The following is a 24,742-nucleotide window of genomic DNA, read 5'->3' as shown; positions in this document are numbered from 1 at the left end:
GCGGGCAAAAATTTAGGCGACCATTCGCCAGAGAGCATCGAACGCAGCCGCGCCATGCTTCTCCGCTTGGGCTGGGTCATGGAGCATGAAGTCGATCGTCGCGTCCGCCATCGCGCTCATCAGGGCGACGACGAATCCTAGCGGCGCATCGCGCATGGGCCCATTCTCACGGCTGCGCTCCACAAGCTTTGCGATGCCAGCCATCGTCTGGCGCCCGGTCTGATGACTTTCCGGAGTGATATCGTCCGACACGCCCAGATGCGCGAGCGTCCGGCGCTTCTCGGGGCAGGCCGTCGCCCAGCGCAGCCAATGGGACCACATATGGAGCGCCTGCTCGCGAATGTCGCTCTCGGTCGGAATTCCATCCAAGGCGGCCGCGCCCATCTCCATCTTGAGCGCGACGTAGAGCCGGTTCATCAAATCGGCCTTCGTCTCGAAATAGGTGAATAGCGACCCATTGGAGACGCCTGCTTCCTTGGCGATAAGCGCCGTTGGCGCGCTCAGCCCCTGGGCGGCGATCACGCGGATCGCCGCCGCTATGATCGCATCCCGCTTGTCCCCGCTTTTCGGTCTCGCCATGCCCGTCAACCTAACGCTATCTTGAATCTATGATAGAGCGACTGATCAGTCAATAATTATGTTCAAAAAAGCATCGGCGTTGGCCGGAAGGCTGTGAAACGACATTCCGTAGGCGCTCTTGTGATCGCATTTGGCGTTGACTGAAGAGGGTTCGAAGACGATGACGGGCGCAAACTGGCCGCCGCTCGTGGGCGGAGGCAATGCTCGCGAACCACCTACGCCTGGCGGCGCGGGATCGATCGGATTTCCTCCTCCAGGGAGTTGAACTCGCGCTTCAATTCGTCGGCGACGATGCTGATATGATGGGCGGCGGAGCGGACCCGGTGCACGAAGAGCCCGATCTCGCTTTCCGCAAGTCTGGGCTCGGCAAGGGGGACGTGAACGAGTTCGCCGCGCGCGATCTCGTCGACAAAGCCGGCAGGCGTGAAAAACCCGACGCCAAGCCCCGCCCTGATCATGTCTTTCATCACGCTCAGCGAATTCGACGTGACGCGGGCGGAAAATTGCGCGCCGCTATGGATGAATTCGGTCTCCGACGCCGCGTCGAGCAGCCAGGCGTCGGACAGCATGATGACGGGATAGGCGGCGCAATCGGTGAGACTGACCTGCCTGGCGTCGGCGAGCGGATGGTCGGCGCGCATGATGGCGCCGAGCGCGGTGCGCAGGCGCGCCGCGATCTCGTATTGGCGATGCCGTTTGTCGATGAAGATGAGGGCGATGTCGGGCCGCGCGGCGCGCATTTCCTCGACATGTTCGGCGGGGTCGGCGTCGATGACGCGGAAGGAAATGTTCGGATAGCGCGCCGCAATCGCTGCGATCGCACGCGGAACGACGCGAACGAGCAGCGAAGGAATCGCGGTAACCCGCACTTCGCCGCGGATATCGCCCGAAATCGCCGCGATTTCCGAGCGCGTGCGCCGCCATTCGGCGAGCGTATTGCGGGTATGGCGCAGCAATTGCTCGCCGGCCGGCGTCAGCCTGACGCCATTGCCGCGGCGCTCGAAAAGCGGCACGCCGATCTCCGCCTCCAGTTTGAGGATTTGGCGATTGACCGCGGAGGAGGCGATATTAAGTTTTTCGGCGGCGCGGCGGATCGACCCGACGCGCGCGACCTGGTCGAGATAGCTCAGAACGACGGCATGCATGGCGGAGCCTGTCCCGAAACGGCGGCGATGCCGAAAAGGCAGCGCCTATCACGAATCTCTGCTCTTCCCAAGAGCGCTCGGCCTCCGCTACTGAAAGAAGGCGTCCCGCCGCTGGCGGCGCGCAAGGGGAGCAAAAACCATGACGAAGACGCTTTTTGCGACGCGGCGCGGCTTGCTCAAGGGCGGGGCGGCGATTGTCGCCGGCGCCGCGCTTCCCCTGGCGATCGGCGCGCGGGCCCGCGCCAAGACCGGCGCCCAGACGGTTAACATGCAACTGGGCTGGATCACCGGCGGCAACCAGATCGGCGAGGTCGTCGCCAAGCGGCTCGGCTATTTCAGCGAAGAGAACATCGATTTCGCCATCCAGGCGGGCGGACCCAACATCGACGGCGTCGCGATCGTCGCCTCGGGGCGCTACGAGGTCGGCCAGGTCTCCTCGAGCCCCTCGCTGATGCTCGCGGCGTCGCAGAGCATTCCGATCGTCTGCTTCGCGGTCGGCGCGCAGCAGCACCCCTATTGCTATTTTTCGCTGCCGGCGGCGCCGATCCACACGCCCCAAGACATGATCGGCCGCAAGATCGGCGTCCAGGCGACCGGACAGATCTTGCTGACCGCGCTGCTGCGCAAGAACGCCATTCCTGAGGACAAGGTGCAGAAGGTGATCGTCGGCTCCGACATGACGCCGCTGCTCACCGGCCAGGTCGATGCGATCGCGGGTTGGCGCACCAATACGACCGCGCTGAAAGTTCTCGGCCCGGACTACGTCACCATGCGCATGTGGGATCAGGGCGTGCGCCTCTACGGGCTGCCCTATTACACGACGATGGATTTTCTGAACGCCAAGCCCGACGCGCTGGCCGGCTTCCTTCGCGCGGCGGGCCGCGGCTGGGCCTACGCCAAGGCCAATCCCGAGAAGGCCGTCGATCTCTTGATCCAGGAATATCCCAATCTGGTGCGCGCCGACGAACTAGCCGCCGCACCGATCATGATGGATGTCGAGTTCACCGAGCGCACCAAGACCTATGGCTGGGGCAGTTTCGATCCGGCGGTCTGGCAGGAGCAAATCGACCTGAATGATGCGCTCAAACAATTCCAGGCCGGCAAGCCCAGGCTCGATCAGGTCATCACGACGAAAATCCTCGAAATGACCGAAAAGGACCGGCCGAAGATCGGCTGAGGAGCGAACGTCATGTCGCAAATCGCGCTGGATCGCGTGCCACCGGCGCCAGCCCTCGACGATGGGGCGGCGGTTCGTTTGCGCGAGGTGACCGTGCGTTTCACGACCGAGCGCGGCGTGACGACGGCGCTGGAACGGGTCAGCCTGTCGATCCCGCGCGGCGGATTCCTGACGCTTCTCGGTCCTTCGGGTTGCGGAAAATCGACCTTGTTGCGCGTCGTCTCCGATCTCATCCCGGCGACGTCTGGAGAGGTCGAGGTGCTGGGGACCTCGGCCGCCGCGGCGCGCGCCGCGCGCGACATCGGTTTCGTCTTCCAGGACGCCTCGCTGCTGGCCTGGCGCAATGCGCTCGAAAATGTCGAACTGCCGCTCGAAGTCGGGGGCGGCGGCAAGCGGCGCGGCGCCCGCGATCCGCGCGAACTTCTCGCCCTCGTTGGTCTGTCCGGCTGGGAAAAAGCCTATCCGCACGAATTGTCGGGCGGCATGCGCCAGCGCGTCGCGATCGCCCGCGCGCTCGTCAACGATCCCAAGCTTCTCCTCATGGATGAGCCCTTCGGCGCGCTCGACGAAATCACGCGCGACCGGCTCAATGAGGAGCTGCTTCGCGTCTGGGAGAACACCGGCGCAACCATCCTGTTCGTCACCCATTCGATTTACGAGGCCGCCTTCCTCGGCCAACAGGTGTTGCTGATGGCCGCGCGGCCGGGCCGGGTTCGCGAGATCGTTCCCGTGCCGCTGCCCAACCCGCGCCGCATCGCCATGCGCGATACGCCGCAATTCGTCGAACTCGCCGCGCATCTGCGCCGCGTGCTGGAGACATGCTGATGTCCGCGCCCGCGCTGTCATCGTCGAATACGAGCGAGGTCTTCGCCTCGGACGATTCCGCGCGGGCGCAATTTGCAGCCGCCGCGCGGCTATCGGCGTGGCGGCGTCGGCTGCTGCCGCTTGGCGCGGCGATCCTGCTGCTGCTCCTGTGGGAGGTCAGCGTCGTCTTCTTTCACATCAGGCCGTTCATTGCGCCGGCGCCGACGGCTGTGGCGGCGACGCTTTACGACAAATTCGGATTGCTGATCGCCAATCTCGCGCCCACAGCGGTGGAGGCGATCGCCGGCTTCCTGATCGGCAATAGCGCGGCGATCCTCCTCGCCACGGTTTTCGTCCATCAGCGCACGGCCGAGGAAGCGTTCTTCCCGATCGCCGTCATGGTCCACACCATTCCGGTGATGGCCTATGCGCCGATTCTGGTGCTGCTGCTCGGCAATGGCATGGAGGCGAAGGTCGCGATCGCCGCGCTCATCTGCTTCTTCCCGACGCTGGTCAATATGACGCGCGGCCTGCGCGCCGTCAGCCCGCAGCAGATGGAGCTGATGCGCATTCTCTCGGCTTCATCGAGCGAAATCTTCTTCAAGTTGCGGCTCAAGAGCTCGCTGCCCTATCTGTTCTCGGCCCTCAAGATCGCCGCTGCGACCTCGGTGATCGGCGCCATCGTCGGCGAATGGATCGGCGCGACGACGGGCATTGGCGCGCTGATCATCCAGGCGACCTACAATTTCGATTCCGCCTTGCTCTACGCGACCATCGTCGTCGGCTCGCTCTTCTCGGCGACCTTCTTCGGCGTGATCTCCTGGCTCGAACGCTATTTCCTCAAATGGAATGTGTCGCAGACCGGATGACCCAAACATTCTCGCTCTACCCAGGAGTTCTCCATGGCTAACCTCGATCGCATCATCGAGCCTGCGGGCGAGATTCCCGTCGTGCGCCGCGCCGATCTTGTCGTCGTCGGCGGCGGCCCGGCGGGCATCGCCGCGGCGGTCGCCGGCGCACGCAACGGCCTTTCCGTCGCGTTGGTCGAGCGTTACGCCTATCTCGGCGGCCTCGCCTCGGGCGGCATGGTCCTCGTGCTCGACGATATGTGCAATGGCGAGGAGATCAGCGTGCGCGGCCTGTGCGGCGAGATGATCGACCGCATGGAGCGCATCGGCCTGTGCGTCGTGCCGCCCGAATCCGAGCGCCGTTCCGATCCGGCTCTGTACCGCAAATGGTCGCGCTGGGGCGTGTTCGACTTTCATTCGCACGTCAAGCCGCAACCGATCTGCTACGCCGCCGCCTTCGACCCGGACGGCTACAAGCGCGTCGCCAATGCGATGGTCGGCGAGGCCAAGGTCGATCTCAGGCTGCATAGCTGGTTCTCCCGCGCGATCGTCGAGGACGGCCGCATCACCGGCGTCGTCTGCGAGACGAAGAGCGGACGTCAGGCGATCATGGGCAAGATTGTCGTCGACGCCAGCGGCGATCTCGACGTCGCCGCTTCGGCCGGCGCGCCGTTCAGCCACGGCTCCTATATCGTGACCACCGTGTTCCGCCTTGGCGGCGTCGACACTGAAGAAGCCGAGCGCTTCGAATATGAGCAGCCCGCCGCCTTCAATGCGATCGACCGCGAGGCCAAGAAGATCATGGCGGGTTCGTGGGACAAATGGTGGCTGAAGACGCCGCTGCCCGGCATCGTCTGGTGCAATTGCCCGCATATGGCGGGTCTTGACGGAATCAGCGTCGAGGATCTTACCCGCGCCGATTTCCTGGGGCGCGAACGCATCGCGGCGCTTGTCGCCTTCGTGCGCGAAAAGCTGCCCGGATTCGAGCAGGCCTTCGTGGTCGATGTCGCGCCGCAGATCGGCATCCGCCAGACGCGCCTGCTCGACGGCGTTTATGTCATGAGTAAGGAAGACGTGGCGCAGCGGCGGCATTTCCCCGACAGCGTCGCGCGCGGCCGCGATTATTATTATCCCTACCGCACCATGCTGCCGCGCGATGTCGGCCAATTGCTGGTCGCCGGCCGGCATTATTCGGCGACCTCGTCGGCGCAGCGCAGCTCGCGCGAGATTCCGCCCTGCATGGCGATGGGCGAGGCGGCGGGCGTCGCCGCCGCCCTCGCGCTCGACGCCAATGTCGGAGTCGATCGCGTCGATGTCGCCAAACTGCAGGCGAAGCTGCGCGCGCAGGGCGCCGATCCCGGCGATCGGCCCGCCTCGAATGCGCTCGTCTCGATCGCCGCCGAATAAAGGGATTTGTTCATGCAAGATTCTTCCGCGCAGCCGCTATCGGGCGTTCGCGTCATCGATTTCACCCAGGTGATGCTGGGCCCGAGCGCGACGCAGGTGCTCGCCGACTACGGCGCGGATGTCGTCAAGATCGAACGGCCGGGCGCGGGCGATCTGTCGCGCTCGTCTCTGCCCAATGATCCCGACGGCTTCGACAACCCGGTTTTCCGCAGCCTCAACCGCAACAAGCGCTCGATCGCGCTCGATCTGCGCAAACCCGACGGCAAAGCGATCATCTATGATCTCGTGCGCGACGCCGACATCGTCGTCAACAATTTCCGCGCCGGCGTGATGGAGCGGATGGGCTTCGGCTATGAAGAACTCGCCAAGATCAACCCCCGGATCATCTGCGCCTTCGGCTCCGGCTTCGGGCAGAGCGGGCCGCTCGCTTACAAGGGCGGCCAGGACATTCTTGCTCAAGCCCTTTCGGGCGTGATGCGGCGCAAATGCAACGATGGGGAGCCGCTCACCGTCTACGCCACTTCGCTCTGCGACTATACCGCCGGCATGCATCTCGTGCAGGCGATCCTTCTCGCGCTGCTGCAGCGCGCCAAGACCGGCCGCGGTCAGCAGGTCGCCGTCTCGCTGTTCGAATCGATGCTCGCCATGCAGATGCAGGAAGCGGCGATGTGGCTGCAGCGCGGACAGCATTTCAGTTGGGGCTCCTATCCCCTGACCGGCGGTTTCGAGACGACCGACGGCGCGATCGTGCTGGTCGGCGCGTTCAAGACCAATCCCTTGCAGGATATTTGCAAGGCGCTTGATCTGCCCGATCTTTCCGCTGACGCGCGCTATGCGACCTTCCAAGACCAGGTCGACCACAAACCCGAACTCCAGGCGATGTTTCGCGAACGGTTCGCATCGAACACCACGCAGCATTGGCTGGCGCGGCTCGACGAGCAGGATTTGCTGTGCGCGCCAGTCCTGACGCTGGCTGAGGCGCTTGGACATGAGCAGACCAAGACGAACGGAACCGTCGTGACGCTCAATGGCGGCGCCAAATCGATGCCGCTGATCGGCACGCCGCTCAGCATGGAGGCGAGCGCCTTCCAGATCCGACGCCCGCCGCCCAAGCTCGGCGCCGATGGCGAGGCGATCCTCACTGAGGCGGGCTATCCCGCCGAGCGCATCGCGGCGCTCAGAACCGCGGGCGTCGTCGCATGAGCGTCGAATTCACAGTTCAGGACCATATCGCGCGCGTCACGCTCAATCGGCCCGATCGCCTCAACGCGGTCGATCAGGCGACCGAAGCCGAATTGATCCGTATCTGGGGCGCGATCGAGCAGGACCGCGACATCCGCGTCGTCGTGCTGACCGGCGCCGGCGAGCGGGCGTTCTGCACCGGCGCCGATATGAAGGGGGGCTCTGGCTCCAGCGGGCTCGAATATTGGGCGGCCCCGCGCCCCGGCGGCTTTGGCGGCATTGCGCTGCGTGAGACGCTCGATGTTCCCGTCATTGCGCGCGTCAACGGTCATGCGCTCGGCGGCGGCATGGAGATGGTGCTGGGTTGCGATATTGTGGTGGCTTCCGACAATGCGACCTTTGGTCTGCCCGAGCCGCGCGTCGGACGGCTCGCGCTTGACGGCGGCATTGCGCTGCTCGCGCGCCGCATTCCGCATGTCCACGCGATGGGGATGCTGCTCACCGGACGGCGCATCAACGCCGTCGAAGCGCTGCGTCTTGGCCTCGTCAATGAAGTGGCTCCGCTGCAAACGCTCGACGATGCGGTTGCGCGCTGGGTCGCAGACATTCTCGCCTGCGCGCCATTGTCGGTGCGCGCGATCAAGCAGATGACGCGGGCCGGCGAGGGCCTGTCAGCCGCGCAAGCGCAGATGCTGCGCCTGCCGGCCCTTGTCGAGGCGCTCAAATCGTCTGATCAGGACGAGGGCGTGCGCGCCTTCCAGGAAAAGCGCGCGCCGCAATGGCGCGGGCGCTAGGGTTCGCCATGACCTACGTGATCGCCTCGACCTGCATCGACGTCAAGGACGGCGCCTGCCAGGACGTCTGCCCGGTCGAGTGCATCTATGAGGGCGGCCGGATGATGTATATCCAGCCGGACGAATGCATCGACTGCGGCCTCTGCCTCTCCGTCTGTCCGGTCGAGGCGATCTATGCCGAAGAAGACCTGCCGGCGAGCGAGCGCGCCTTCGGAAGCGCCAATGCCGAATTCTTCGGCCCCGCGATCACCGGCTGGGGCTCGCCCGGCGGCGCCGACGCGCGCCATATCAGCGCGCGCGACCATCCGCTCGTTGCGGCGCGCCCCGGATCGCCTGCGCCGCACGATAAGTGAACGCCTCGCCTCCGCGCTACCGGAACCGCGCCGCGAAATGGGGTTGCTGAAGACGCGCCGGTCCGTTGAAGAGCTTTTCCCTGAGAGTTCCCGGCCGATAAGCTTTCTTATAGCGACCCCGACGCTGCAGTTCGGGCACGAGCAGGTTCGATACATCTTCGAAAGTCTCAGGCCGGACCGCGAAGGCAAGGTTGAACCCGTCGACATCCGTCTCGTCGACCCACGCTTCCAGTTCGTCGGCGACGGTTGACGGCGAGCCGACGATGACCGGTCCTATGCCGCCGATCGAGACATGTTCGGCGACCTGCCGCACCGTCCAGCTTCGATGCGGATCGGCGCGCGTGATATTTTCAAGCGCCGTGCGACCCGCCTGATTCTCGACATGCTGCACGATCTGATCGGGATCGAGTTTGGAGAAATCGATCCCGGTCCATCCCGACATCAGCGTCAGCGCGCCTTCGAGATCGGCGTAACGGCGATAGTCCACGATCTTTGCTTGCGCTTCAGCATCCGTCGGCGCGACGATCACGGTGAGAAGCGCGAATATCAGGATGCTTGCCGGATCGCGACCGGCTTTGGCTACGCCCTCGCGAATGGCGGCGACGCGCGGCGCGATCACGGCCTTTGACGGACCCGAAATGAATACGCATTCGGCGTGGCGGCCGGCGAATGTTCGGCCGGCCGGCGAGGAGCCGGCCTGATAGAGCACCGGCGTGCGTTGCGGCGAGGGCTCGCTCAGATGCACCGCGTCGACCCGGAAATGCGCGCCCTGGTGCTTCACCTTCCGGACCCGGTCGGGATCGGCAAAAATCCCGCTCCCGCCATCGGCCTTCACCGCCGAATCGTCCCAACTGCCTTCCCACAACTTGTAGACGACCTCCATATATTCCTCGGCGATGGCGTAGCGGTCGTCGTGATCGGTCTGTCGCTCCTTTCCAGCGCCCTTGGCGGCGCTGTCGAGATAACCGGTGACGATGTTCCAACCGATGCGACCCTCGGTCAGATGATCGAGCGTCGACATGCGCCGGGCGAAGCCGTAGGGAGGCTCGTAAGAGAGGTTCACCGTCACGCCGAAGCCGAGGTTTCTTGTCGCCGCGGCCATCGCCGGCACCAGCAGTAGCGGATCGTTGACGGGCGTCTGCGCCCCATGCGCAAGCGCCGCCCGTTCGTCGCCGCCGAACACGTCATAGACGCCGAGCACGTCGGCAAGAAACAGCCCGTCGAACAGGCCCCGCTCGAGAATCTGCGCCAGCTCGATCCAATAGTCGAGACGCTTGTAGTCGCGCGACCGGTCACGTGGATGTCGCCACAGACCGGGCGACTGATGGGCGACGCAATTCATTTCGAAGGCGTTGAGACGAATTTCTTTCGCCATGGCGCTATTTCGCGCCGTTCATGTCGAAGGCGTGGAGAGGGATATCGCGCGTCATGGCGTTCAGATCGCTCCATGGCGCGGCGGATTGATTCCGTTCAGCCAATAATCGCCGATGGCGCGATATTTCCAGCGCACGGGATCATGCACCGTATGGGTGCGCGCATTGCGCCAATAGCGATCGAGGCCATATTCGGCGAGGGTTGCGCGCGAGCCCGCGAGCTCGATCAGTTTGCTGGCGACATGGAGCGAGGCTTCGGTCGAGGCCGCTTTCGCCTCGGCGACGGCGACGGAGGCGGCGGCGACCGTTTCGGTCGTCGGATCGTCGACGGCGACATCGACGAATCGTCCCGCACGCTCGAGCAGCGCGTCGGACGCCGAAACGCGGAGTTTCGATTCACCGATCTGGGCGATCGTATAGGGGTCTTCGTGAGCGTGGTCGACGCCGGAATCCTTCCAGGGCCGCGAACGATTTTTCACGAAGGCGATGGTCTCGGCGAGGGCCGCGCGCGCGATGCCGGCCTCGACGGCCGCGTGCATGATCTGCGCCACTGGCCCCATCGAGGTCGGTCTTTCGAACACCGCGCGCAGCGACAGGATCGAGAACGGATGCACTTCGACATTGTCGAGAATGGTCGTGCCTGACCCTGTGACGCGCTGGCCGAACCCCGACCAATCGTCGATGATGGCGATCCCCGGGGTCTCCTTGGGAATAAAGGCGATCGTCGAATTGTTGTCGTCGTCATTGGCGACCACCGCGACCCAATGAGCAAACAGCACGCCGGTCGAATAGAATTTCCGGCCGTTGAGGCGATAGACCGGCCCGTCGCGGCTAATGCGCGTCTTGTGATCTTGCGCGGTCTTCGTGCCGATCTCCGACAGCGCGTTGCCGATGCGCTCGCCTGCGAGAATGCGGCCGTAGAAAAAGCGCTTCTGTTCCTCGGAGCCCTGCAGGCGCAGCGCCTCCAGCATGAAGAAGTGATTCTGCGGGATTTGTCCGATCGAGCCGTCAGCTTCGGAAAGGATCGCGATGACCTCAGCCAACGTTCTGGCGCTCACCTCCGCGCCGCCATAAGCCTTCGGCACGGTTATCGCGAGGACGCCCGCGTCGGACAGCAGATCGAGTTCTTCATAGGGCAGCCGCCGCTCGCGATCGCGCGAGACGGCCTCCTTGGCGATGGTCGTGGCGATTCGGCGGGCGGCCGCTATGGCTTCCGCGTCGTCTCGTATCACGCGGGCGGGACGGCGACGCATCGTCGGCGAGTGAAATTCGATGGCGGGCGTTTGTTGAATCTTGACTACATTCGCTGACATTCGATTCATCCAATATAGGGCTGTCCAGGGCGGTTCTTCCGCTCAACTCCAGGCGTGACGCGGCGGGTTGATTCCGTTGAGCGCGTGGTTGCCGACGTGAAAATATTTCCAGCGCACGGGATCATGCAGCGTATGCGTGCGCGCGTTGCGCCAGTGGCGATCGAGATTGAAGTCGGCCAGCGTGGAGCGCGTTCCAGCCAGTTCATGCAGCTTGTTGGCGGCAAGGATGGCGATCTCGGTCGTCAGGATTTTGGCCTGGGCGACGGCCACTGTCGCCGCGCCCACGCTTTCCTCCGTCGGATTTTCGACGATGCCGTCGATAGCCAGCCCCGCCTTTTCAAGCAAGGCTTCGGCGGCGTGCAATTTGATTTTCAGATCGCCGATCTGGGAGATCGTGAACACGTCTTCCGAACCGCGCTCCTGGCCGCTGTCGATCCAGGGGCGGGTGAATTGGCGGACGAAGGCGATCGTGTCGTCGATGGCGCTGCGCGCGATGCCTGCGTCGACCGCGGCCTGGATGATCTGCGACACTGCGCCGTTGGACGACGGCTTCTCGCCGCCGAAATAGGCCGGGATGACGCCCTCCGGTCCCACCCGCACGTTGTCGATCAGGACATTGCCGCTGGCTGTCGTGCGCTGGCCGAAGCTCGACCAATTGTCGATGATGGTGAGGCCCGGAGCGTCGCGCGGAACAATCGCCAGCCGCACTTTTCCGTCTGGCGCGATGGCGCCGATATGGATGAAATGGGCGAAGAGCGCGCCCGTGGCGTAAAACTTCTCGCCCTTGACGATATACGCGTCGCCGTCGGGCGTCAGCGTCGTCTCAAAGGCGCCGACATGTTTGCTCTTGGCCTCGGAGAAAGCATTGCCGAGGCGAAAGCCGCGCAGCACACGGCCGAACCACAGTTTCTTTTGCTCCTCGGACGCGGTGACGCGGATCGCGTCAAGCGCCGCGAGATGGTTTTGTGGGATTTGGCCGATCGAAGGATCGGCGGCCGATATCAACTTGATGACTTCGGCAAGCGTGGCGAACGAGACGCCTGCGCCGCCATAGGCTTTAGGCACGGTGACGCCCCACAGCCCGCTCTTGGAAAACCGGTCTAGTTCGGCCGCTGGCAAAATGCGCTCACGGTCGCGTTTGGCGGCCTCGGCGGCGAATTCCGCCGCTAGGATTTTTGCCGTCTCAATGGCTTCGGCGTCCGACCGGATCACATGCGCTTCCGGATTGAGATCGAAGACCGGCGAGCGGGCGGAGATTTTCGGTTCTCGAACAGCAACGGTCATGATTGGGCTCCGTGAGGACGGCTGGCGGTTGAAGCGAGCGCGCGCTTTTACCGAGGCGATCATAGCGACTAAGAACATATTGTCTATCAAATTAGTTGACTGATAGCATTGAGCGTGATTTCCTCCAATCGTAAATTCGCGAAAACGCGCGCGGAGGAGAAGCAAAATGTCAAAGATCGTCGACGAAGTCGTTGCCGCCAATCGGTCTTATGTCGGCTCGTTCGGCGCCAAGGCTGAGCTTGCTCTGCCTCCCGCACGGCAATTCGCCATTCTGACCTGCATGGATGCACGACTCGATCCGGCGAAATACGCGGGCCTCTCCGAAGGCGACGCCCATGTCATTCGCAACGCCGGCGGACGCGCCACCGACGACGCCATTCGCTCCCTGGTGATTTCGCACAAGCTGCTCGGCACGCGGGAATGGTTCGTCATCCACCACACCAATTGCGGCATGGAGCTATTTGCCGACGAAGTGATCGCTGACTTGCTCGACGACGATTTGGGCACGGCGTCGTTCGACGGCAAGACATGGTCGAACCCGCATCATCACGGCGGTCATGCCGCCGGCCATTTCATCAAATGGCACACGATCAAGAACCAGGAGGCGAGCGTCGCCCAGGACGTTCGTCGGATACGCGAACATCCGCTCGTGCCCAAGAGCGTGCCGATCTATGGTTACGTCTATGATGTCCATACCGGGCGTCTCAATGAGGTCAAACAAGCGACCGAAGCAGGCAGGGCTCCGAGCGTCGCATCCTCCGCAAAATGACCGAGGCGTCGCGCTTTTTTCGGACATTTGGAGATGCTTCAGGCTACATCGCAAACCTTGCCGACGCTCGATTTTCGTCGCTTCGACGCCGAACCTGCCGAGCGCGCATCCTTTCTCGCTGAATTGAGAGGCGCTGCGCGTGGTCCCGGCCGGTACATCCAATTCCAGACCGCCTGTTCTGGCTACGCCAACGTCTATGCGAAGCTGTTGATTGTGGCGGCGCTTTGCTCGGGCCTTGTCAGGCTGCTGTTCGTCGGTCGCGACGGGTCGCTTAATCGGCGGAAGGGATTCATCTAGAGCGCCTCGGGAGCCGCGCGCATTTACGTTACCGTGAGGGAGAAATCCGGCGATGCTTGCCAAGGTGCGCTCGGGCGTTCCAATGTCGCTTCGGGCGACGGACGGTCATCAGAGCGCTCAAAACCAGGCTCGTTTCATTTTTCATAGAACGAGGATGGTTTGATGATAAAAACCATCGCGGCCGCGACGACAGCGGGTCCAAGCCCTCTGATCAAGCAAAAGGAAGCCGAAAAGCCTCATGACTGTACGGACGAAAGCAAAACGGCTTGGCTTCTTCACCAGGCTTCTTGACGAGGCCAGCGCCGGGGAACGTTATCGTCTCGCCACCGAGCAGATTGTTCACGCCGAAAAGCACGGCTTCGACACGGCCTGGGTCGCGCAGCATCATTTTCATGAGGAGGAGGGCGGCCTTCCCGCGCCATTCGTGTTTCTCGCCCAGGCGGCGGCGCGGACCTCGGCCATTCGTCTGGGCACCGGGATCGTAACGTTGCCGCTCGAAAATCCCGTCCGGGTCGCCGAGGACGCGGCCGTGTTCGATTTGCTTTCGGGCGGACGTCTTGAATTAGGGGTCGGCTCGGGCGGCACGCCTTCGGCCTTCGCCGCCTTCGGTCATGACAGCGCCGACCGGGCCGCGATCTTCGACAGGCACATGAAAGTCGTCCGCGACGCCTTTGCTGGGAGGCCGCTCGGCAGCGCGGACATTCTTTATCCGGCGGCGCCGCAATTGCTCGACCGGATCTGGCAGGCGACCTTTTCGGCCGGCGGCGCAATACGGGCGGGCAAAGCCGGCGACGGCCTCATGCTGTCTCGCACCCAGCCCAGAACCAGGGAAGCGCCGCACGCCTCGCTCGCCGATCTGCAGCGCCCGATCGTCGACGCCTATCTGGCGGCGCTGCCGGAGGGCCGCGAGCCGCGCATTCTCGGTTCTCGCACGCTCTTCGTCGCCGATGACCGCGACGAAGCGATGCGCTTTGCCGACATCGGCCTGCGCCGCATCGTCGATCATTTCATCGCGGCGGGACATGTTGTCTCCGGGCAGTCCCTGGCGGAGCTGATCGCGACGTTCGACGTGCATATCGGAACGCCCGATGACGTGATCGCCTCGCTCAGCGCCGATAGGACGCTGCAAAGGGTGACCGATCTGGTGTTCCAGGTGCATTCGGTCGATCCGCCCCATGCCTATATCCTGCGCTCGCTCGAACTGATCGCGGAAAAAGTGGCGCCGGCGTTCGGCTGGTTGCCTCAGGCGCCGGAAGGACAGAGCGCCGCGCCCTTGCGCGCCGATGGCAAGAAAATTCGTTTTGAAAGAGGATAGGCCATGAGCGAATCCGAACCGGACGTCATCGATTTGCTGGTCGGCGTCGAGAAAGGCTCGCGCCTCGACGCGATCCGCGCGCAGCGCCCGGAGGCGCGCGACAATGCGCAGAAAAGCTATCTCACGCTTTTCGCGCCGAAATTTCCCGGCGAAATGACCGGGGAAGAGCGTTATGCGCTCGCGACATTCGTGGCCGGCCTGCACGGCGACGCCGCTATCCTCGCTTTTTATCGCGACGGGCTCGCCAGGCAGGGCGGACCATCCGGCATTGCCGCCGCCGTGGAGGGGGAGATCGCGCGCGGCGCCGCCCAAGGCCCCTACGGGTGCTATCCCGTAGGGCCGCTGAGCGTCGAAGATAAGGCCGGTCCGATCCATCGCGTGTCCCCGGCAAACCGGTCGGCGCTTGGCGCGCGTCTCTCGGCCGCGCTCGAACATGCGCATCTCCTGGTCTTCCGGCCGCGCGACGCGAGCCCGGCGGCTTTGCAATCTCTCTTGGACGCGGGCTGGTCGACGACGGGCATCGTCACCTTGTCGCAACTGGTCGCCTTCCTGTCGTTCCAGATCCGGGTGATCGTCGGATTGCGCGCCCTCGCCGCCAACAGCCATTCCTGAGTAGGAGCGATCGAAATGAGCGAGAAGACCATCGCCGTTGCGCATGCCGACCGTCCCGTCGTCTTCACCCAGGATGAGATCGGCTGGGCGCCCTGGCTCGAACCGCTCGCGGCCGACCAATTAACCGATCGGCATTGGGCCGGGCTTGTCGACGCCTCGCGCGCCAAGTCGCCCTATTTCATGCTGCTGGCGCGCGATCCCGAGATTCTCGAAGCGCGCACGAAAACCGACAAGGATATTTTCTACAATCCCGCGGCCGGCCTTCCACGCGCGGAGCGCGAGCTTTCGGCCGCCGCCACATCCCGCGACAACGGCTGCATCTTCTGCGCGTCGGTTCACGCGCGTTTTGCGACCACGCATTCCAAACGCCGGGAAGACGTGCAGCGCCTGCTCGATGAAGGCGTCGGCGTCGACATCGACGCGCGCTGGAACGCCGTCATCGCGGCGTCCGTCGCGCTGACCTCCACGCCGTCTGCGTTCGGCCAAGGGGAGATCGAACGCCTGCGCGCCGTTGGCCTCGACGATCTCGCCATCGCTGATGCGATTCACGGCGCCGCTTTCTTCAACTGGGCCAACCGGCTCATGCTGTCGCTCGGCGAGCCCACGGCCGCCGAGAAGAAATGAAGGAGACGGCCGTGATGAAAAAGCGCCTGGCGATGTCTTCGGATGGGGACGCATAAGCATGCCGCTTTCGGTAAACGCTATCGATCATTTTGTCATTCGCGTCGCTGATCTCGACGCCGGCGAGAAGCTGTTCACCAGACTCGGCTTCACGCTGACGCCGCGCGGCTTCCATGCCGGACGCGGCAGCGCCAACCATACCGCGCCTCTGTCGAGCGGTAATTACTTCGAGATCATCTACTGGCCCGCCGGCGCCGACGCGCCGTTTCCCGAACGGCCCGAAGGGCCGGTGGCGCTGGCTCTTGCGCCGAGCGACAGCCACATAGTCTATGCCGAGCTCACGGCGCTCGGCTATAAGATCGAACCGCCGCGCGATCTCGCCCGTCCTGTTCATTTGCCGGAGGGGACGCGCGAGGCGCGCTTCGTCAACGTCAGCTTTCCGCCCATCGCGCCCGAAGCGATCGGCTTCTTCGCCTGCCAGCATTTGACGCGCGACCTTGTCTGGCGGCCCGAATGGGAGGCGCAGCCGAATGGCGCCGAGCGCGTGACAGGCGTGATCGTTGTGCATCCCTCGCCGGCCGATCTACAGGCGACGTACGTCAGGCTCTACGGAGAGGCCGCGGTCAGCATCTACGCTGATGGTCTCATCGTCACGCTTGGCGGCGACAAGATCAGCTTCCTGGCGCCGGAGGCGTTCAAGAGACGCTTCCCGGCCGTCGCGGTTCCCAAAGACTCGGCGAATGGCTGGTTCGCCGGCGCCACGTTGCGCGTGCGTTCGCTCGACAAGGTCGCGGCAATCCTTGTCGGAGCCGGCATCGCGGCGTCCCGCACGCCATCGGGTTCGCTGGTCGTCGCACCTTCAGAAGCCGCCAACACCTTGCTCGAATTCGAGGCGGCGTGACAAAGCCCGACGGCGCCGCTCGGGTTGGGAGCCGAGACAACGCTTGCGGCCGGGACGGCGATCGGACTTCGCTTGTCCGCCGCGTTCATCGCGCGATCGTCATTCCGGCGGCAGCGGCGCGGGGGGAGACGTTGGCAACGGAGAAAAGCCCACGCCGGGTACGCAGGTCGTCGTTTGGGAAGCGCAGGTCCCGTCCGCCCACCCTCTGACCGCGCCGGCTGGCGCATCGGTTTTGGCGAGCGCCTTTTCGCCTGGTCTCAGCCCGACTTCGACATGCACCCAATCGCCGGAACAGCCGAGAATGCGGCGGGGTATCACGGAATCGCCCACGGGATACTCGCCTTTGACATCCTGCAGGTCGACGACGTCGGAGGAGGCGCCGTTTGGCGCCAGTTTGAGCTTCTCGCGCAGCAATTGCGCCGTCACGAGGTTCGCGGCGACCCAGCCACGGCCAGTATAAACCGGCTCTCTCGGCCGCTGAGGAGACCAGACCGCTTCAAATCCATGCTCGATGAGAAACCATCCCTTCTTGTAGCCGATGACATCGGCTCCGAAAGTCGAATAGGGCTGCGGGTCGTTCGGCTCCAAGCGGCCGAAGGGCAAGCGGCCGAGAATGCGCGCATTCCCGTCCGGCTCGGCGCGCACGTTCAGTCCTGCCGGGTCGTGATCTCTACTGAAGGCGAAGAAATTGCACTCCGTGATCCCGGATGGCAACGGCGACCAGGGATAGTCGAACTGCCGCCGCACACATTGTCCCATGACATCAAGATCCGCGCAGGTTCGGTCGGTCCACCCACGCACAGTCCCGTTCGCCGACGCCGGCGCTCCGGTCAAGGTCTTCGCCCCGGGAAGCCGGATCTCGACTTCGAACCAGCGCCCCGAACAGCCAAAGACGCGGCTGACCGGAACCGTCTCGGGGGAATAGAGAGAGTTGGCGTCGGCGTCGTAAGCGTTGAGGTAGACAACGTCCGACGCGGCGTCGTTCGGCGCCGCCTTGAGCGTCTCGCGATAGAGGCGCACGGTCACCGATCGGCCATCGACCCACCCCTTCCCGCCAGGGGACGGGAGACTCCTAGGATCGACGTAATTCGCGCCTTCAATCTGAAACCAACCGTCCTTGGCGCCGAGGACATGGAACCATGGGCCTTGTTTGCTCTCCTCGTCAGAACCCTCCTGCTTGTCCTCGATCCTGGGGATGTATCCGAGCGCCTCCGCCGCCGCGTCCGGGGCCGCGCGGAGGGCAAGTCCCTGCTCGCTGGCGTCGCTGCTTTTCGCCGTGAAATCGCAGGCGGCGACGCCCTGCGGCGCAGGCTCGCCCGCCGTCGTTTGCGCGCCTGCCGGTTCGCCCGACAGCACGACGATGACAAACAAGAATGCGAGAATAGCGCGGCCGTATACGCGCTCGATCATCGTGCTCATCGGACTTTCTCCGCGTTCTACGTCCGCTCTCCACCCAAAGCGGCCATTCTAATTCCAATAGACCCATCCTCTGGAAAGCCGCCAGCAGGCCTTCCCTCAAGCCGCGATCGGGCCGCCGAGATAGGCCTCGCGAATGCGCGGGTCGTCGCGCAAAAGCGCGGCCGATCCCTGCAGGACGATGCGGCCGGTTTGCAAGACATAGCCTTCATGGGCGATCTGCAGGGCGAGATTGGCGTTCTGCTCGACCATGAAGATGGTGACGCCCTGGCGGTTGATCTCGGCGATCAATTCGAGCACGCGGTCGACGAATAATGGCGACAGGCCCATGGTCGGCTCGTCCATGCAGATCAGACGCGGACGACCCATCAGGGCGCGCGCCATCGCAACCATCTGCTGCTCGCCGCCTGACAATGTGCCGGCGCGCTGGTCGAGGCGCTCGGCGACGCGTGGGAATAGCTCCAGCATGCGGGCGAGATCCTCGGCGATGGCGCGTCGATCGCTCCTGACATAGGCGCCCATCGTCAGGTTCTCGCGCACCGTCATCAGCGGGAAAATTCGCCGCGCTTCGGGCACGGATCCGACGCCCGCGCGGATGATCCGGTGCGTCGGCAATCCGCTGATTTCAGCCCCGTCCAGCGTGACGGTTCCCGAACGCGGCGAGACAAGGCCGAGAATGACTTTCATCGTGGTCGATTTGCCGCTCGCATTGCCGCCGAGCAGGCAGACAATCCGGCCGCGGCCGACTTCAAGAGACAGATCGAAATGCGCCTGCACGGCGCCGTAAAACGTATTGATCCGATCAAGGCGCAACAGCGGCTCTGTCATGCGACCGGCTCCGGCTGCGGCCTGGCCTGGCCGATTCCCGAATGGCCGAGATAAGCCTCGATGACCGCCGGATCGCGGCGCACGTCCTGCGGCGCCCCTTCGGCGATCTTGGCGCCATTGTCGAGCACGCAAACCCGGTCGGACAAAGCCATCACCATGTCGAGCTTGTGCTCGATCAGCAGGATCGTCAGTCCGCTGCTTTTCAGCGCTGCGATCAGCGCCTGCATTTCGCCGGTTTCCGTCGGATTCATGCCGGCGGTCGGCTCGTCGAGCAGCAAGATACGCGGCTTGAGCGCCAGGGCCCGCGCGATTTCGACGCGGCGGCGATTGGCGTAGGACAGGCTATAGGCGGGATGATCGAGACGCGGGATCAACCGGTCGCCAAACAGCGCCAAAATGTCGCGCGTCTCGGCGCGCAACGCCTGTTCTTCCTGCTTGACCGCGCGCGGACGCAAGAGGGCGAGCGCGAGTTCGCCGAGCGGTCCGATCACCGGCCAGCGCGGGCGCACGGCGCTCAGACGCGTATGCGCGCCGACCAGCACATTGTCTTCGACGCTGAGGTTTCCAAACACCCGTCCGTGCTGGAAGGTGCGCGCCAGACCGAGCGCCGCGATCGCTTCGGGCGCCATCCCGCCGATCGATTGGCCGCCGAAGACTATCGTTCCGGCGTCCGGGCGATCGAGCCCGCTGATCAGATTGAACGAGGTTGTCTTGCCGGCGCCATTGGGCCCGATAAGACTGACGAGTTCGCCCTCCGCGACCGCAAGATCGAAATCCTTGACGGCGGTCACGCCGCCGAACCGGCGCGTCAGGCCCTTGATTTCAAGCAGCATGGACATGCGGGTTCACAAGGTTCCCATCAGGCCCTGGGGGCGAAAACGGATGAGCAAAAGGAGCACAATTCCATAGATGAGTATGCGATATTCCGCAGTCAGGCGGAAGAGTTCCGGCAATCCAGCCAGCACGATGGCGCCGAGGATGGCGCCCACGACATTGCCCATGCCGCCCAGAATGACCATCGTCAACGCCAGCAGCGAGACCTGCGAGTCGAAGGTTTGATGGTTGATGTAGGAATAGAGATGGGCGGTGATGGCGCCGCTGACGCCGGCGCCAAAGCCGCCGAAGGCGAAGGCCAGGGCTTTGTAGCGGTCGAGACGAATCCCGTAGGAACGCGCGGCGACGTCGTCGTCGCGAATGGCGCGCAGGGTGCGGCCGAAATGCGAGGTCAATAGCCGCGTTTGCACAAGCGCCAGCGCGACGACGATCGCCAGGCACAGCCAATAGACTTCGCGAGGGGCGTAGATTTCGTGACCGAAGATGGAAAGCGGAGGAATGCCGGTCACGCCCATGGCGCCGCGCGTCAGGCTTTCCCAGTTCAGGATAACCAGGCTGACGACTTCGCCGATCGCCAGCGTCGCGATGGCGATCGTATGGCCGCGCAATCGAAACGCCGGAAAAATCAGGAGCGTGCCAAGCGCGCTGGTGATCAGGCCGGCGGCCGGGATCGTCAGCCAGGTCGGCGCGTTCAGGTCGACGGTCAGGAGCGCGGACGCATAGGCGCCGATGGCGAGGAGCCCGGCATGGCCGAACGAAATCTGCCCCGCCGTGCCCGCCATTAAGGTGAGGCTGAGGGCGAGCATGGCGGCGAGCCAGGCGTTGGTCAAAGTCTGCAGGAGATAGGGCGCGCCGAAAACAAGCGGCAAGGCGAACGCCGCGCCGGTCATCGCCCATAACGCCCATCGCGGCAGGCGCAAAGGCTTGCTCGGCGCGATGAAAGCGCCCGTGAGCGGTTCGCTTTGCGGCGCGGAGCGCCCCCCGAACAAACCGTTGGGCATCCATATCAGGAACAGGATCAGCAGCACGAAGGCGAACAGGTTGCGGTAGGTCGTCCCCAGCAAGGCGATGCCATAGCTCTCGATCAGCCCGAGCAACAGGCTGCCGACGATCGCGCCGGGCACGTTGCCGACGCCGCCGATGACCTGCGCGACAATGCCCTTGAGGGTCGCCTGAAAGCTCATCGCGGGGTCGATATGGTTGTAATACATGCCGACCAGCAGGCCGCTGATGCCGCCGAGCGCCGAGGCGATCGCGAACACTGTGCTGTTCACGGCATTGACGTTGACGCCCATCTGCAGCGCCGCTTCGCGATCCTGCGCCGTTGCGCGCACGGCAAAGCCGAGTTTGGTGAAGCGCAGGAAGACGAACAGCAGCGCCGCGGCGCCGACGCCGACGCCGGCGATGAGCAGGTCGAGCGCGCCGATCGAGCCGCCGCCGATGTCGATGCGCCAGTCCGGAAGATCGTTGGGCAAAGCGCGCGGGCTCGCCGAAAATACAAGCTGCACGACCTGATCGAGCACAAAACTGATGCCGATCGTCGCCAGCAGCGGCGCGATGCGCGCCGACCCTTGCAGAGGGCGCAGGCCGATGCGTTCGATCGCCATGCCGACAAGCGCGCAGGCGACAAAGACAATGGCCATCGTGACCGGCAAGGGCGTGTGCAGAAAGGTGATCGCCGCCCAGCCGATATAGGCGCCGATCGTATAGACGGAGCCATGCGCGAAATTGATGAGATTGGAGACGCCGAAAATCAGCGCCAGGCCGACCGCGAGCAGTGCGTAGATATTGCCGATGACGAGGCCGTTGACGGTGTAGTCGATAAACGAACTCAAGTCGCGGCGTCCTCAATCGGAAAAACCAGATGAGCCGAGCATAGCGTCAATGGCCGCGGGCGGCCATTGACCAGATGGAGAGGTTTGTGTCGCTCAGCTCGCGTTCGGCTTCTTGCCGTCCCATAGGACGAACTGGCCGTTCTTGACGACGAGATAAACGGCGCGCGCGCCCGCGACGCGCCGCGTCTGCGTGTCGAAACTCGCTTTGCCGTAAATCACGCTTGGCACGTCCTTGATCTGAGCGAGGCCGTCGCGGATCGCAGTGCGATCGACGCCATATTTGTCGATGACCGCCGCCAGCAGGATGATCGCATCATAGGCGACCGCGTTGAAGTCGTCCGGCTCCTCATTGTATCGGGCTTTGAACTTGGTCACGAAGGATTGGACTTCGGGGCGTGTGTCGTTAGGGAAAAAGTTCGATTCGGTGAAGACGCCATTGCCGGCTTCGCCCGCAAGTTCGATGAATTTGGGCGAATAGACCGATCCGCTGGCGACGATGGGCTGGGTCAGTCCGACCGAGCGCGTCTGCCGCGTGATCAAGGCGCCGTCCGCATAATAGGAGATCAAAATGATCGCGTCGGGCTTGGCGTCGCGAACGCGAACCAGCGTCGAACGGAAGTCCTTCTCGTCGGGCTGGTAGCCTTCCGACGCAACGACGTCGACGCCGAGGCTCTTTGCCGATTCGGTGAAAATCGTCTGGCTGCTGCGGCCCCAATCGGTGTTGAGATAAAGCACCGCGACATGTTTGAAGCCGAGATCGGCGGCATATTTGGCGAGCCGCGGCTGCTCGTCGGCCTGGCTCACCGAATTGCTCCACATATAGTCGCCGCCCTTGGTGAAATTGGGATGCGAATTGGTGAAGCCGAACTGGACGAGGCCGCCGCGCTGATAGATCGAGGAGGCGGCCATCGACGCGGTGCTTGAGAAATCGCCGACTTCGACGACGATCTTCGGATCGCTGACGAATTTTTGCGCGATGGCGACCGATTGGCGCGGATCGGCCTGGCTGTCTTCGAAGACATATTGCAGCGGCCGACCCTGGACGCCCTTGACGTTGACCTCGTCGAGCGCGAGATCGAAGCCCTTCTTCCATTGCGCGCCATATTGCGCATTCTGCCCCGTCAGCGGCCCGCTGACGCCGATCGTCACCGGTTCGCCGGCGGCTTGCGCGAAAGCCGCCGCTGCGCCGCCGCTGCCAAGCGCGATCACAATCGCCAAGCGATTGAGCCAATTTGTGAGGCGACGATTGGAATTTGCGGGCATGTTCATTCCCTCTTTGGGCGGGCGACAAAGATTGCACCAGGACGCAGCAAGGATTGCGCCAAGACGCTGCAAGCGAAACCGAGCCAGTCGACGCCAGCGGCTTCGTCGATCCGACGATGTTAGCATAGGAGACCAAATCTGGTTTTTAGTGTAATAAAATATATTGTCTACAGAAATAATATTGAGATAATATCCATCATTTCGACGGACCCCTCGCAACCGCCGGGCGAATCGTCATTCCGCCTTACGGCAAGCGCTGCTTTATCGCTCAGGCTCATCGATAATCGCGACAATGCAAGACATGGCGGCCGATTGATGGATTGAGGAAAGCCAAAAGGAGCGATCGGACGCGGCAAATTGCAGCCCTGGCGCCTATATCCGGTCCAGAGTCCGCGCGCGTCAACGCCCGTCGGCGACATGGAGATTGGGATGACTTCGGCGCGTCAATTACGGCTCGGCGCTTTCATGCGGCCGACAAGCATTCACACCGGCGCCTGGCGCTATCCCGGCGCTTTTCCCGACGCGAATTTCAATCTCGCGCATCTGCAGCGCTTCGCGCAGACGCTGGAGCGCGGCAAGTTCGACGCTTTCTTCATGGCGGACCACCTCGCTGTGCTGAACATGCCGCTCGATGCGCTCAAGCGCAGCCATACCGTCACATCCTTCGATCCCATCACCCTGCTGCCGGTTCTGGCGATGTCGACCAATAATCTTGGCCTTATCGCCACCGCTTCCACCACATTCGAGCAGCCCTATCTCATCGCCCGGCGCTTCGCCTCGCTCGACCACATCAGCGGCGGCCGCGCGGGCTGGAACATCGTCACAACCTCCAATCCGGACGCGGCGCTCAACTTCGGTCTTGAAGAACATCTGGAGCATGGCGAGCGCTACCGTCGCGCCCGCGAATTTTATGACGTGGTCACCGGCCTCTGGGATTCGTGGGCGGACGACGCCTTCGTCCGGGATGTCGAGACCGGAACCTATTTTGACCCTTCCAAGCTGCATGTCCTCAATCACAGGGGGCCTTATCTCTCGGTGCGCGGGCCGCTCAACATCGCCCGGCCTATTCAGGGTTGGCCGGTCATCGTGCAGGCGGGCGCTTCGGAGGCCGGCCGTCAACTCGCCGCGGAAACTGCGGAAGTCGTATTCGCCGCGGCTTCGCGGCTCGCCGACGGGCAGGCCTTCTACAAAGACGTGAAGGGCCGCATGGAGGCGCTCGGGCGCAATCGCGATCATCTCAAGATTTTGCCGGGGGCCTTCGTGGTCGTGGGCGAGACCGTGGACGAGGCGCGCGACAAGCGCGCGCGCCTCGACAGCCTCGTCCATTACGAGAGCGCCATCGCCTCGCTTTCGATTGCGCTTGGCCATGACGCTTCGCGCTTTGATCCTGACGCGCCGCTGCCCGATGTTCCCGAGACCAACGCCAGCAAGAGCGGGCGCGAGCGCGTGATCGCGCTGGCGAAGCGGGATGGCCTCACCGTTCGCCAGCTTGCGCAGCGGCTGGGCGGCTATGCCGGCCTCGCCTTCGTTGGCACGCCGCAGACCATCGCCGACGAGATGGAGGAATGGCTTGTCGGAGAAGGCAGCGACGGCTTCAACATCATGTTCCCTTACCTGCCCGACGGCCTCGATGATTTCGTGAATCGCGTCGTGCCCGAGTTGCAAAGGCGCGGTCTGTTCCGCAGGGAATATGAAGGCAAGACGCTCAGGGAAAATCTGGGATTGCCGCGGCCGGACAATCGCTTTTTTCCCGGCGCGGCGGCTGGCGCCATGAGTTGAAGCGCCCGCTTCC

At 63.8% G+C, this 24,742-nt stretch carries 24 protein-coding genes; 14 read left to right on the top strand and 10 right to left on the bottom strand.

All coding sequences use genetic code 11. The annotated features are described in order from the left end of the window. Positions 1–12: 12 nt before the first annotated feature. Together GSQ90_RS18260 and GSQ90_RS18255 are read right to left on the bottom strand one after the other, a co-directional pair. Positions 13–579, bottom strand: coding sequence for a TetR/AcrR family transcriptional regulator (locus tag GSQ90_RS18260; RefSeq protein WP_158816313.1), 567 nt, complete (start codon positions 577–579; stop codon positions 13–15). A gap of 215 nt (positions 580–794) precedes the next feature. Then, entirely contained in the window at positions 795–1,724 is a 930-nt protein-coding gene (locus GSQ90_RS18255; RefSeq protein ID WP_158816312.1) for a LysR family transcriptional regulator, read from the bottom strand. Positions 1,725–1,863: 139 nt separating this feature from the next. Between GSQ90_RS18255 and GSQ90_RS18250 the strand changes: the two genes are divergently transcribed. The 7 genes from GSQ90_RS18250 to fdxA are packed head-to-tail and all read left to right on the top strand — an operon-like array spanning position 1,864 to position 8,289. Then, on the top strand, positions 1,864–2,901 hold the full coding sequence (locus GSQ90_RS18250) for an ABC transporter substrate-binding protein (RefSeq protein WP_158816311.1): 1,038 nt from the start codon (positions 1,864–1,866) through the stop codon (positions 2,899–2,901). A gap of 12 nt (positions 2,902–2,913) precedes the next feature. Further along, positions 2,914–3,726: an ABC transporter ATP-binding protein gene (locus GSQ90_RS18245; protein WP_158816310.1), complete on the top strand. Its 813-nt coding sequence runs from the start codon at positions 2,914–2,916 to the stop codon at positions 3,724–3,726. After that, on the top strand, positions 3,726–4,574 hold the full coding sequence (locus tag GSQ90_RS18240) for an ABC transporter permease (RefSeq protein WP_158816309.1): 849 nt from the start codon (positions 3,726–3,728) through the stop codon (positions 4,572–4,574). The genes GSQ90_RS18245 and GSQ90_RS18240 overlap by 1 nt, the downstream gene beginning before the upstream one ends. 33 nt (positions 4,575–4,607) lie before the next feature. Then, positions 4,608–5,960 carry an FAD-dependent oxidoreductase gene (locus tag GSQ90_RS18235; RefSeq protein ID WP_158816308.1) on the top strand — a complete coding sequence of 451 codons (1,353 nt, stop codon included), beginning with the start codon at positions 4,608–4,610 and terminating at the stop codon, positions 5,958–5,960. 12 nt (positions 5,961–5,972) lie between these two features. Further along, positions 5,973–7,163: a CaiB/BaiF CoA-transferase family protein gene (locus GSQ90_RS18230; protein ID WP_158816307.1), complete on the top strand. Its 1,191-nt coding sequence runs from the start codon at positions 5,973–5,975 to the stop codon at positions 7,161–7,163. After that, complete coding sequence (locus GSQ90_RS18225) at positions 7,160–7,936, top strand: enoyl-CoA hydratase-related protein (RefSeq protein WP_158816306.1); 777 nt, start codon at positions 7,160–7,162, stop codon at positions 7,934–7,936. The genes GSQ90_RS18230 and GSQ90_RS18225 overlap by 4 nt, the downstream gene beginning before the upstream one ends. Before the next feature lie 8 nt (positions 7,937–7,944). Beyond that, entirely contained in the window at positions 7,945–8,289 is a 345-nt protein-coding gene (gene fdxA, locus GSQ90_RS18220; protein ID WP_158816305.1) for a ferredoxin, read from the top strand. Positions 8,290–8,305: 16 nt separating this feature from the next. On the opposite strand, the gene GSQ90_RS18215 is transcribed toward fdxA, so the two are convergent. Genes GSQ90_RS18215 through GSQ90_RS18205 form a run of 3 tightly spaced genes read right to left on the bottom strand, consistent with a single transcriptional unit; the run spans position 8,306 to position 12,259 of the window. Further along, the gene (locus GSQ90_RS18215) at positions 8,306–9,664 is read right to left on the bottom strand and encodes an LLM class flavin-dependent oxidoreductase (protein ID WP_158816304.1); all 1,359 of its coding nucleotides are present in this window, start codon (positions 9,662–9,664) and stop codon (positions 8,306–8,308) included. Positions 9,665–9,724: 60 nt separating this feature from the next. Beyond that, positions 9,725–10,975, bottom strand: a complete 1,251-nt coding sequence (locus GSQ90_RS18210) for an SfnB family sulfur acquisition oxidoreductase (protein ID WP_158816303.1) — start codon at positions 10,973–10,975, stop codon at positions 9,725–9,727. 42 nt (positions 10,976–11,017) lie between these two features. Beyond that, positions 11,018–12,259 carry an SfnB family sulfur acquisition oxidoreductase gene (locus GSQ90_RS18205; RefSeq protein ID WP_158816302.1) on the bottom strand — a complete coding sequence of 414 codons (1,242 nt, stop codon included), beginning with the start codon at positions 12,257–12,259 and terminating at the stop codon, positions 11,018–11,020. A 166-nt stretch (positions 12,260–12,425) separates the two neighbouring features. Here GSQ90_RS18205 and GSQ90_RS18200 point away from each other — a divergent pair, with 166 nt between their 5' ends. The 6 genes from GSQ90_RS18200 (at position 12,426) to GSQ90_RS18175 (ending at position 16,774) form a co-directional block, all read left to right on the top strand. Next, entirely contained in the window at positions 12,426–13,028 is a 603-nt protein-coding gene (locus GSQ90_RS18200) for a carbonic anhydrase (RefSeq protein WP_158816301.1), read from the top strand. Between the two features lie 33 nt (positions 13,029–13,061). Further along, positions 13,062–13,325, top strand: coding sequence for a hypothetical protein (locus GSQ90_RS18195; RefSeq protein ID WP_158816300.1), 264 nt, complete (start codon positions 13,062–13,064; stop codon positions 13,323–13,325). Between the two features lie 238 nt (positions 13,326–13,563). After that, the gene (locus GSQ90_RS18190; RefSeq protein WP_158816299.1) at positions 13,564–14,640 is read left to right on the top strand and encodes a putative FMN-dependent luciferase-like monooxygenase; all 1,077 of its coding nucleotides are present in this window, start codon (positions 13,564–13,566) and stop codon (positions 14,638–14,640) included. Positions 14,641–14,643: 3 nt separating this feature from the next. Continuing rightward, complete coding sequence (locus GSQ90_RS32475; protein ID WP_158816298.1) at positions 14,644–15,252, top strand: CMD domain protein; 609 nt, start codon at positions 14,644–14,646, stop codon at positions 15,250–15,252. A gap of 15 nt (positions 15,253–15,267) precedes the next feature. After that, the gene (locus GSQ90_RS32470; RefSeq protein WP_158816297.1) at positions 15,268–15,876 is read left to right on the top strand and encodes an alkylhydroperoxidase domain protein; all 609 of its coding nucleotides are present in this window, start codon (positions 15,268–15,270) and stop codon (positions 15,874–15,876) included. 58 nt (positions 15,877–15,934) lie between these two features. Next, positions 15,935–16,774 carry a VOC family protein gene (locus tag GSQ90_RS18175; RefSeq protein WP_158816296.1) on the top strand — a complete coding sequence of 280 codons (840 nt, stop codon included), beginning with the start codon at positions 15,935–15,937 and terminating at the stop codon, positions 16,772–16,774. A 99-nt stretch (positions 16,775–16,873) separates the two neighbouring features. Here GSQ90_RS18175 and GSQ90_RS18170 read toward each other — a convergent pair whose 3' ends face one another. From GSQ90_RS18170 to GSQ90_RS18150, 5 genes are all read right to left on the bottom strand, one after another. After that, complete coding sequence (locus GSQ90_RS18170; RefSeq protein ID WP_158816295.1) at positions 16,874–18,193, bottom strand: hypothetical protein; 1,320 nt, start codon at positions 18,191–18,193, stop codon at positions 16,874–16,876. Positions 18,194–18,289: 96 nt separating this feature from the next. After that, positions 18,290–19,018 carry an ABC transporter ATP-binding protein gene (locus GSQ90_RS18165; protein ID WP_158816294.1) on the bottom strand — a complete coding sequence of 243 codons (729 nt, stop codon included), beginning with the start codon at positions 19,016–19,018 and terminating at the stop codon, positions 18,290–18,292. Next, entirely contained in the window at positions 19,015–19,857 is an 843-nt protein-coding gene (locus GSQ90_RS18160) for an ABC transporter ATP-binding protein (protein ID WP_158816293.1), read from the bottom strand. The genes GSQ90_RS18165 and GSQ90_RS18160 overlap by 4 nt, the downstream gene beginning before the upstream one ends. Positions 19,858–19,863: 6 nt before the next feature. Continuing rightward, positions 19,864–21,687 carry an ABC transporter permease gene (locus tag GSQ90_RS18155; protein WP_158816292.1) on the bottom strand — a complete coding sequence of 608 codons (1,824 nt, stop codon included), beginning with the start codon at positions 21,685–21,687 and terminating at the stop codon, positions 19,864–19,866. Positions 21,688–21,780: 93 nt separating this feature from the next. Continuing rightward, positions 21,781–22,950, bottom strand: a complete 1,170-nt coding sequence (locus GSQ90_RS18150; RefSeq protein WP_210254927.1) for an ABC transporter substrate-binding protein — start codon at positions 22,948–22,950, stop codon at positions 21,781–21,783. 429 nt (positions 22,951–23,379) lie between these two features. Between GSQ90_RS18150 and GSQ90_RS18145 the strand changes: the two genes are divergently transcribed. Next, the gene (locus GSQ90_RS18145; protein WP_158816290.1) at positions 23,380–24,729 is read left to right on the top strand and encodes an LLM class flavin-dependent oxidoreductase; all 1,350 of its coding nucleotides are present in this window, start codon (positions 23,380–23,382) and stop codon (positions 24,727–24,729) included. Positions 24,730–24,742 lie beyond the last annotated feature (13 nt).

Origin of the sequence: Methylocapsa sp. S129 (assembly GCF_009765995.1) — a bacterium.
In the GTDB taxonomy this organism is placed as follows: Bacteria; Pseudomonadota; Alphaproteobacteria; order Rhizobiales; family Beijerinckiaceae; genus Roseiarcus.
Note: the sequence above shows the minus strand (reverse complement) of the source record. Positions and strands in the feature narration are given on the sequence as shown.

Coding starts and splice junctions, on each gene's coding strand:
- GSQ90_RS18160 (WP_158816293.1), bottom strand. CDS start 19,857: ATGTCCATGCTGCTTGAAATCAAGGGCCTGACGCGCCGGTTCGGCGGC.
- GSQ90_RS18175 (WP_158816296.1), top strand. CDS start 15,935: ATGCCGCTTTCGGTAAACGCTATCGATCATTTTGTCATTCGCGTCGCT.
- GSQ90_RS18170 (WP_158816295.1), bottom strand. CDS start 18,193: ATGAGCACGATGATCGAGCGCGTATACGGCCGCGCTATTCTCGCATTC.
- GSQ90_RS18165 (WP_158816294.1), bottom strand. CDS start 19,018: ATGACAGAGCCGCTGTTGCGCCTTGATCGGATCAATACGTTTTACGGC.
- GSQ90_RS18145 (WP_158816290.1), top strand. CDS start 23,380: ATGACTTCGGCGCGTCAATTACGGCTCGGCGCTTTCATGCGGCCGACA.
- GSQ90_RS18195 (WP_158816300.1), top strand. CDS start 13,062: ATGCTTCAGGCTACATCGCAAACCTTGCCGACGCTCGATTTTCGTCGC.
- GSQ90_RS18210 (WP_158816303.1), bottom strand. CDS start 10,975: ATGTCAGCGAATGTAGTCAAGATTCAACAAACGCCCGCCATCGAATTT.
- GSQ90_RS18250 (WP_158816311.1), top strand. CDS start 1,864: ATGACGAAGACGCTTTTTGCGACGCGGCGCGGCTTGCTCAAGGGCGGG.
- GSQ90_RS32470 (WP_158816297.1), top strand. CDS start 15,268: ATGAGCGAGAAGACCATCGCCGTTGCGCATGCCGACCGTCCCGTCGTC.
- GSQ90_RS18230 (WP_158816307.1), top strand. CDS start 5,973: ATGCAAGATTCTTCCGCGCAGCCGCTATCGGGCGTTCGCGTCATCGAT.
- GSQ90_RS18260 (WP_158816313.1), bottom strand. CDS start 579: ATGGCGAGACCGAAAAGCGGGGACAAGCGGGATGCGATCATAGCGGCG.
- GSQ90_RS18150 (WP_210254927.1), bottom strand. CDS start 22,950: ATGCCCGCAAATTCCAATCGTCGCCTCACAAATTGGCTCAATCGCTTG.
- GSQ90_RS18235 (WP_158816308.1), top strand. CDS start 4,608: ATGGCTAACCTCGATCGCATCATCGAGCCTGCGGGCGAGATTCCCGTC.
- GSQ90_RS18245 (WP_158816310.1), top strand. CDS start 2,914: ATGTCGCAAATCGCGCTGGATCGCGTGCCACCGGCGCCAGCCCTCGAC.
- GSQ90_RS18255 (WP_158816312.1), bottom strand. CDS start 1,724: ATGCATGCCGTCGTTCTGAGCTATCTCGACCAGGTCGCGCGCGTCGGG.
- GSQ90_RS18225 (WP_158816306.1), top strand. CDS start 7,160: ATGAGCGTCGAATTCACAGTTCAGGACCATATCGCGCGCGTCACGCTC.
- GSQ90_RS18190 (WP_158816299.1), top strand. CDS start 13,564: ATGACTGTACGGACGAAAGCAAAACGGCTTGGCTTCTTCACCAGGCTT.
- GSQ90_RS18200 (WP_158816301.1), top strand. CDS start 12,426: ATGTCAAAGATCGTCGACGAAGTCGTTGCCGCCAATCGGTCTTATGTC.
- fdxA (WP_158816305.1), top strand. CDS start 7,945: ATGACCTACGTGATCGCCTCGACCTGCATCGACGTCAAGGACGGCGCC.
- GSQ90_RS18240 (WP_158816309.1), top strand. CDS start 3,726: ATGTCCGCGCCCGCGCTGTCATCGTCGAATACGAGCGAGGTCTTCGCC.
- GSQ90_RS32475 (WP_158816298.1), top strand. CDS start 14,644: ATGAGCGAATCCGAACCGGACGTCATCGATTTGCTGGTCGGCGTCGAG.
- GSQ90_RS18215 (WP_158816304.1), bottom strand. CDS start 9,664: ATGGCGAAAGAAATTCGTCTCAACGCCTTCGAAATGAATTGCGTCGCC.
- GSQ90_RS18205 (WP_158816302.1), bottom strand. CDS start 12,259: ATGACCGTTGCTGTTCGAGAACCGAAAATCTCCGCCCGCTCGCCGGTC.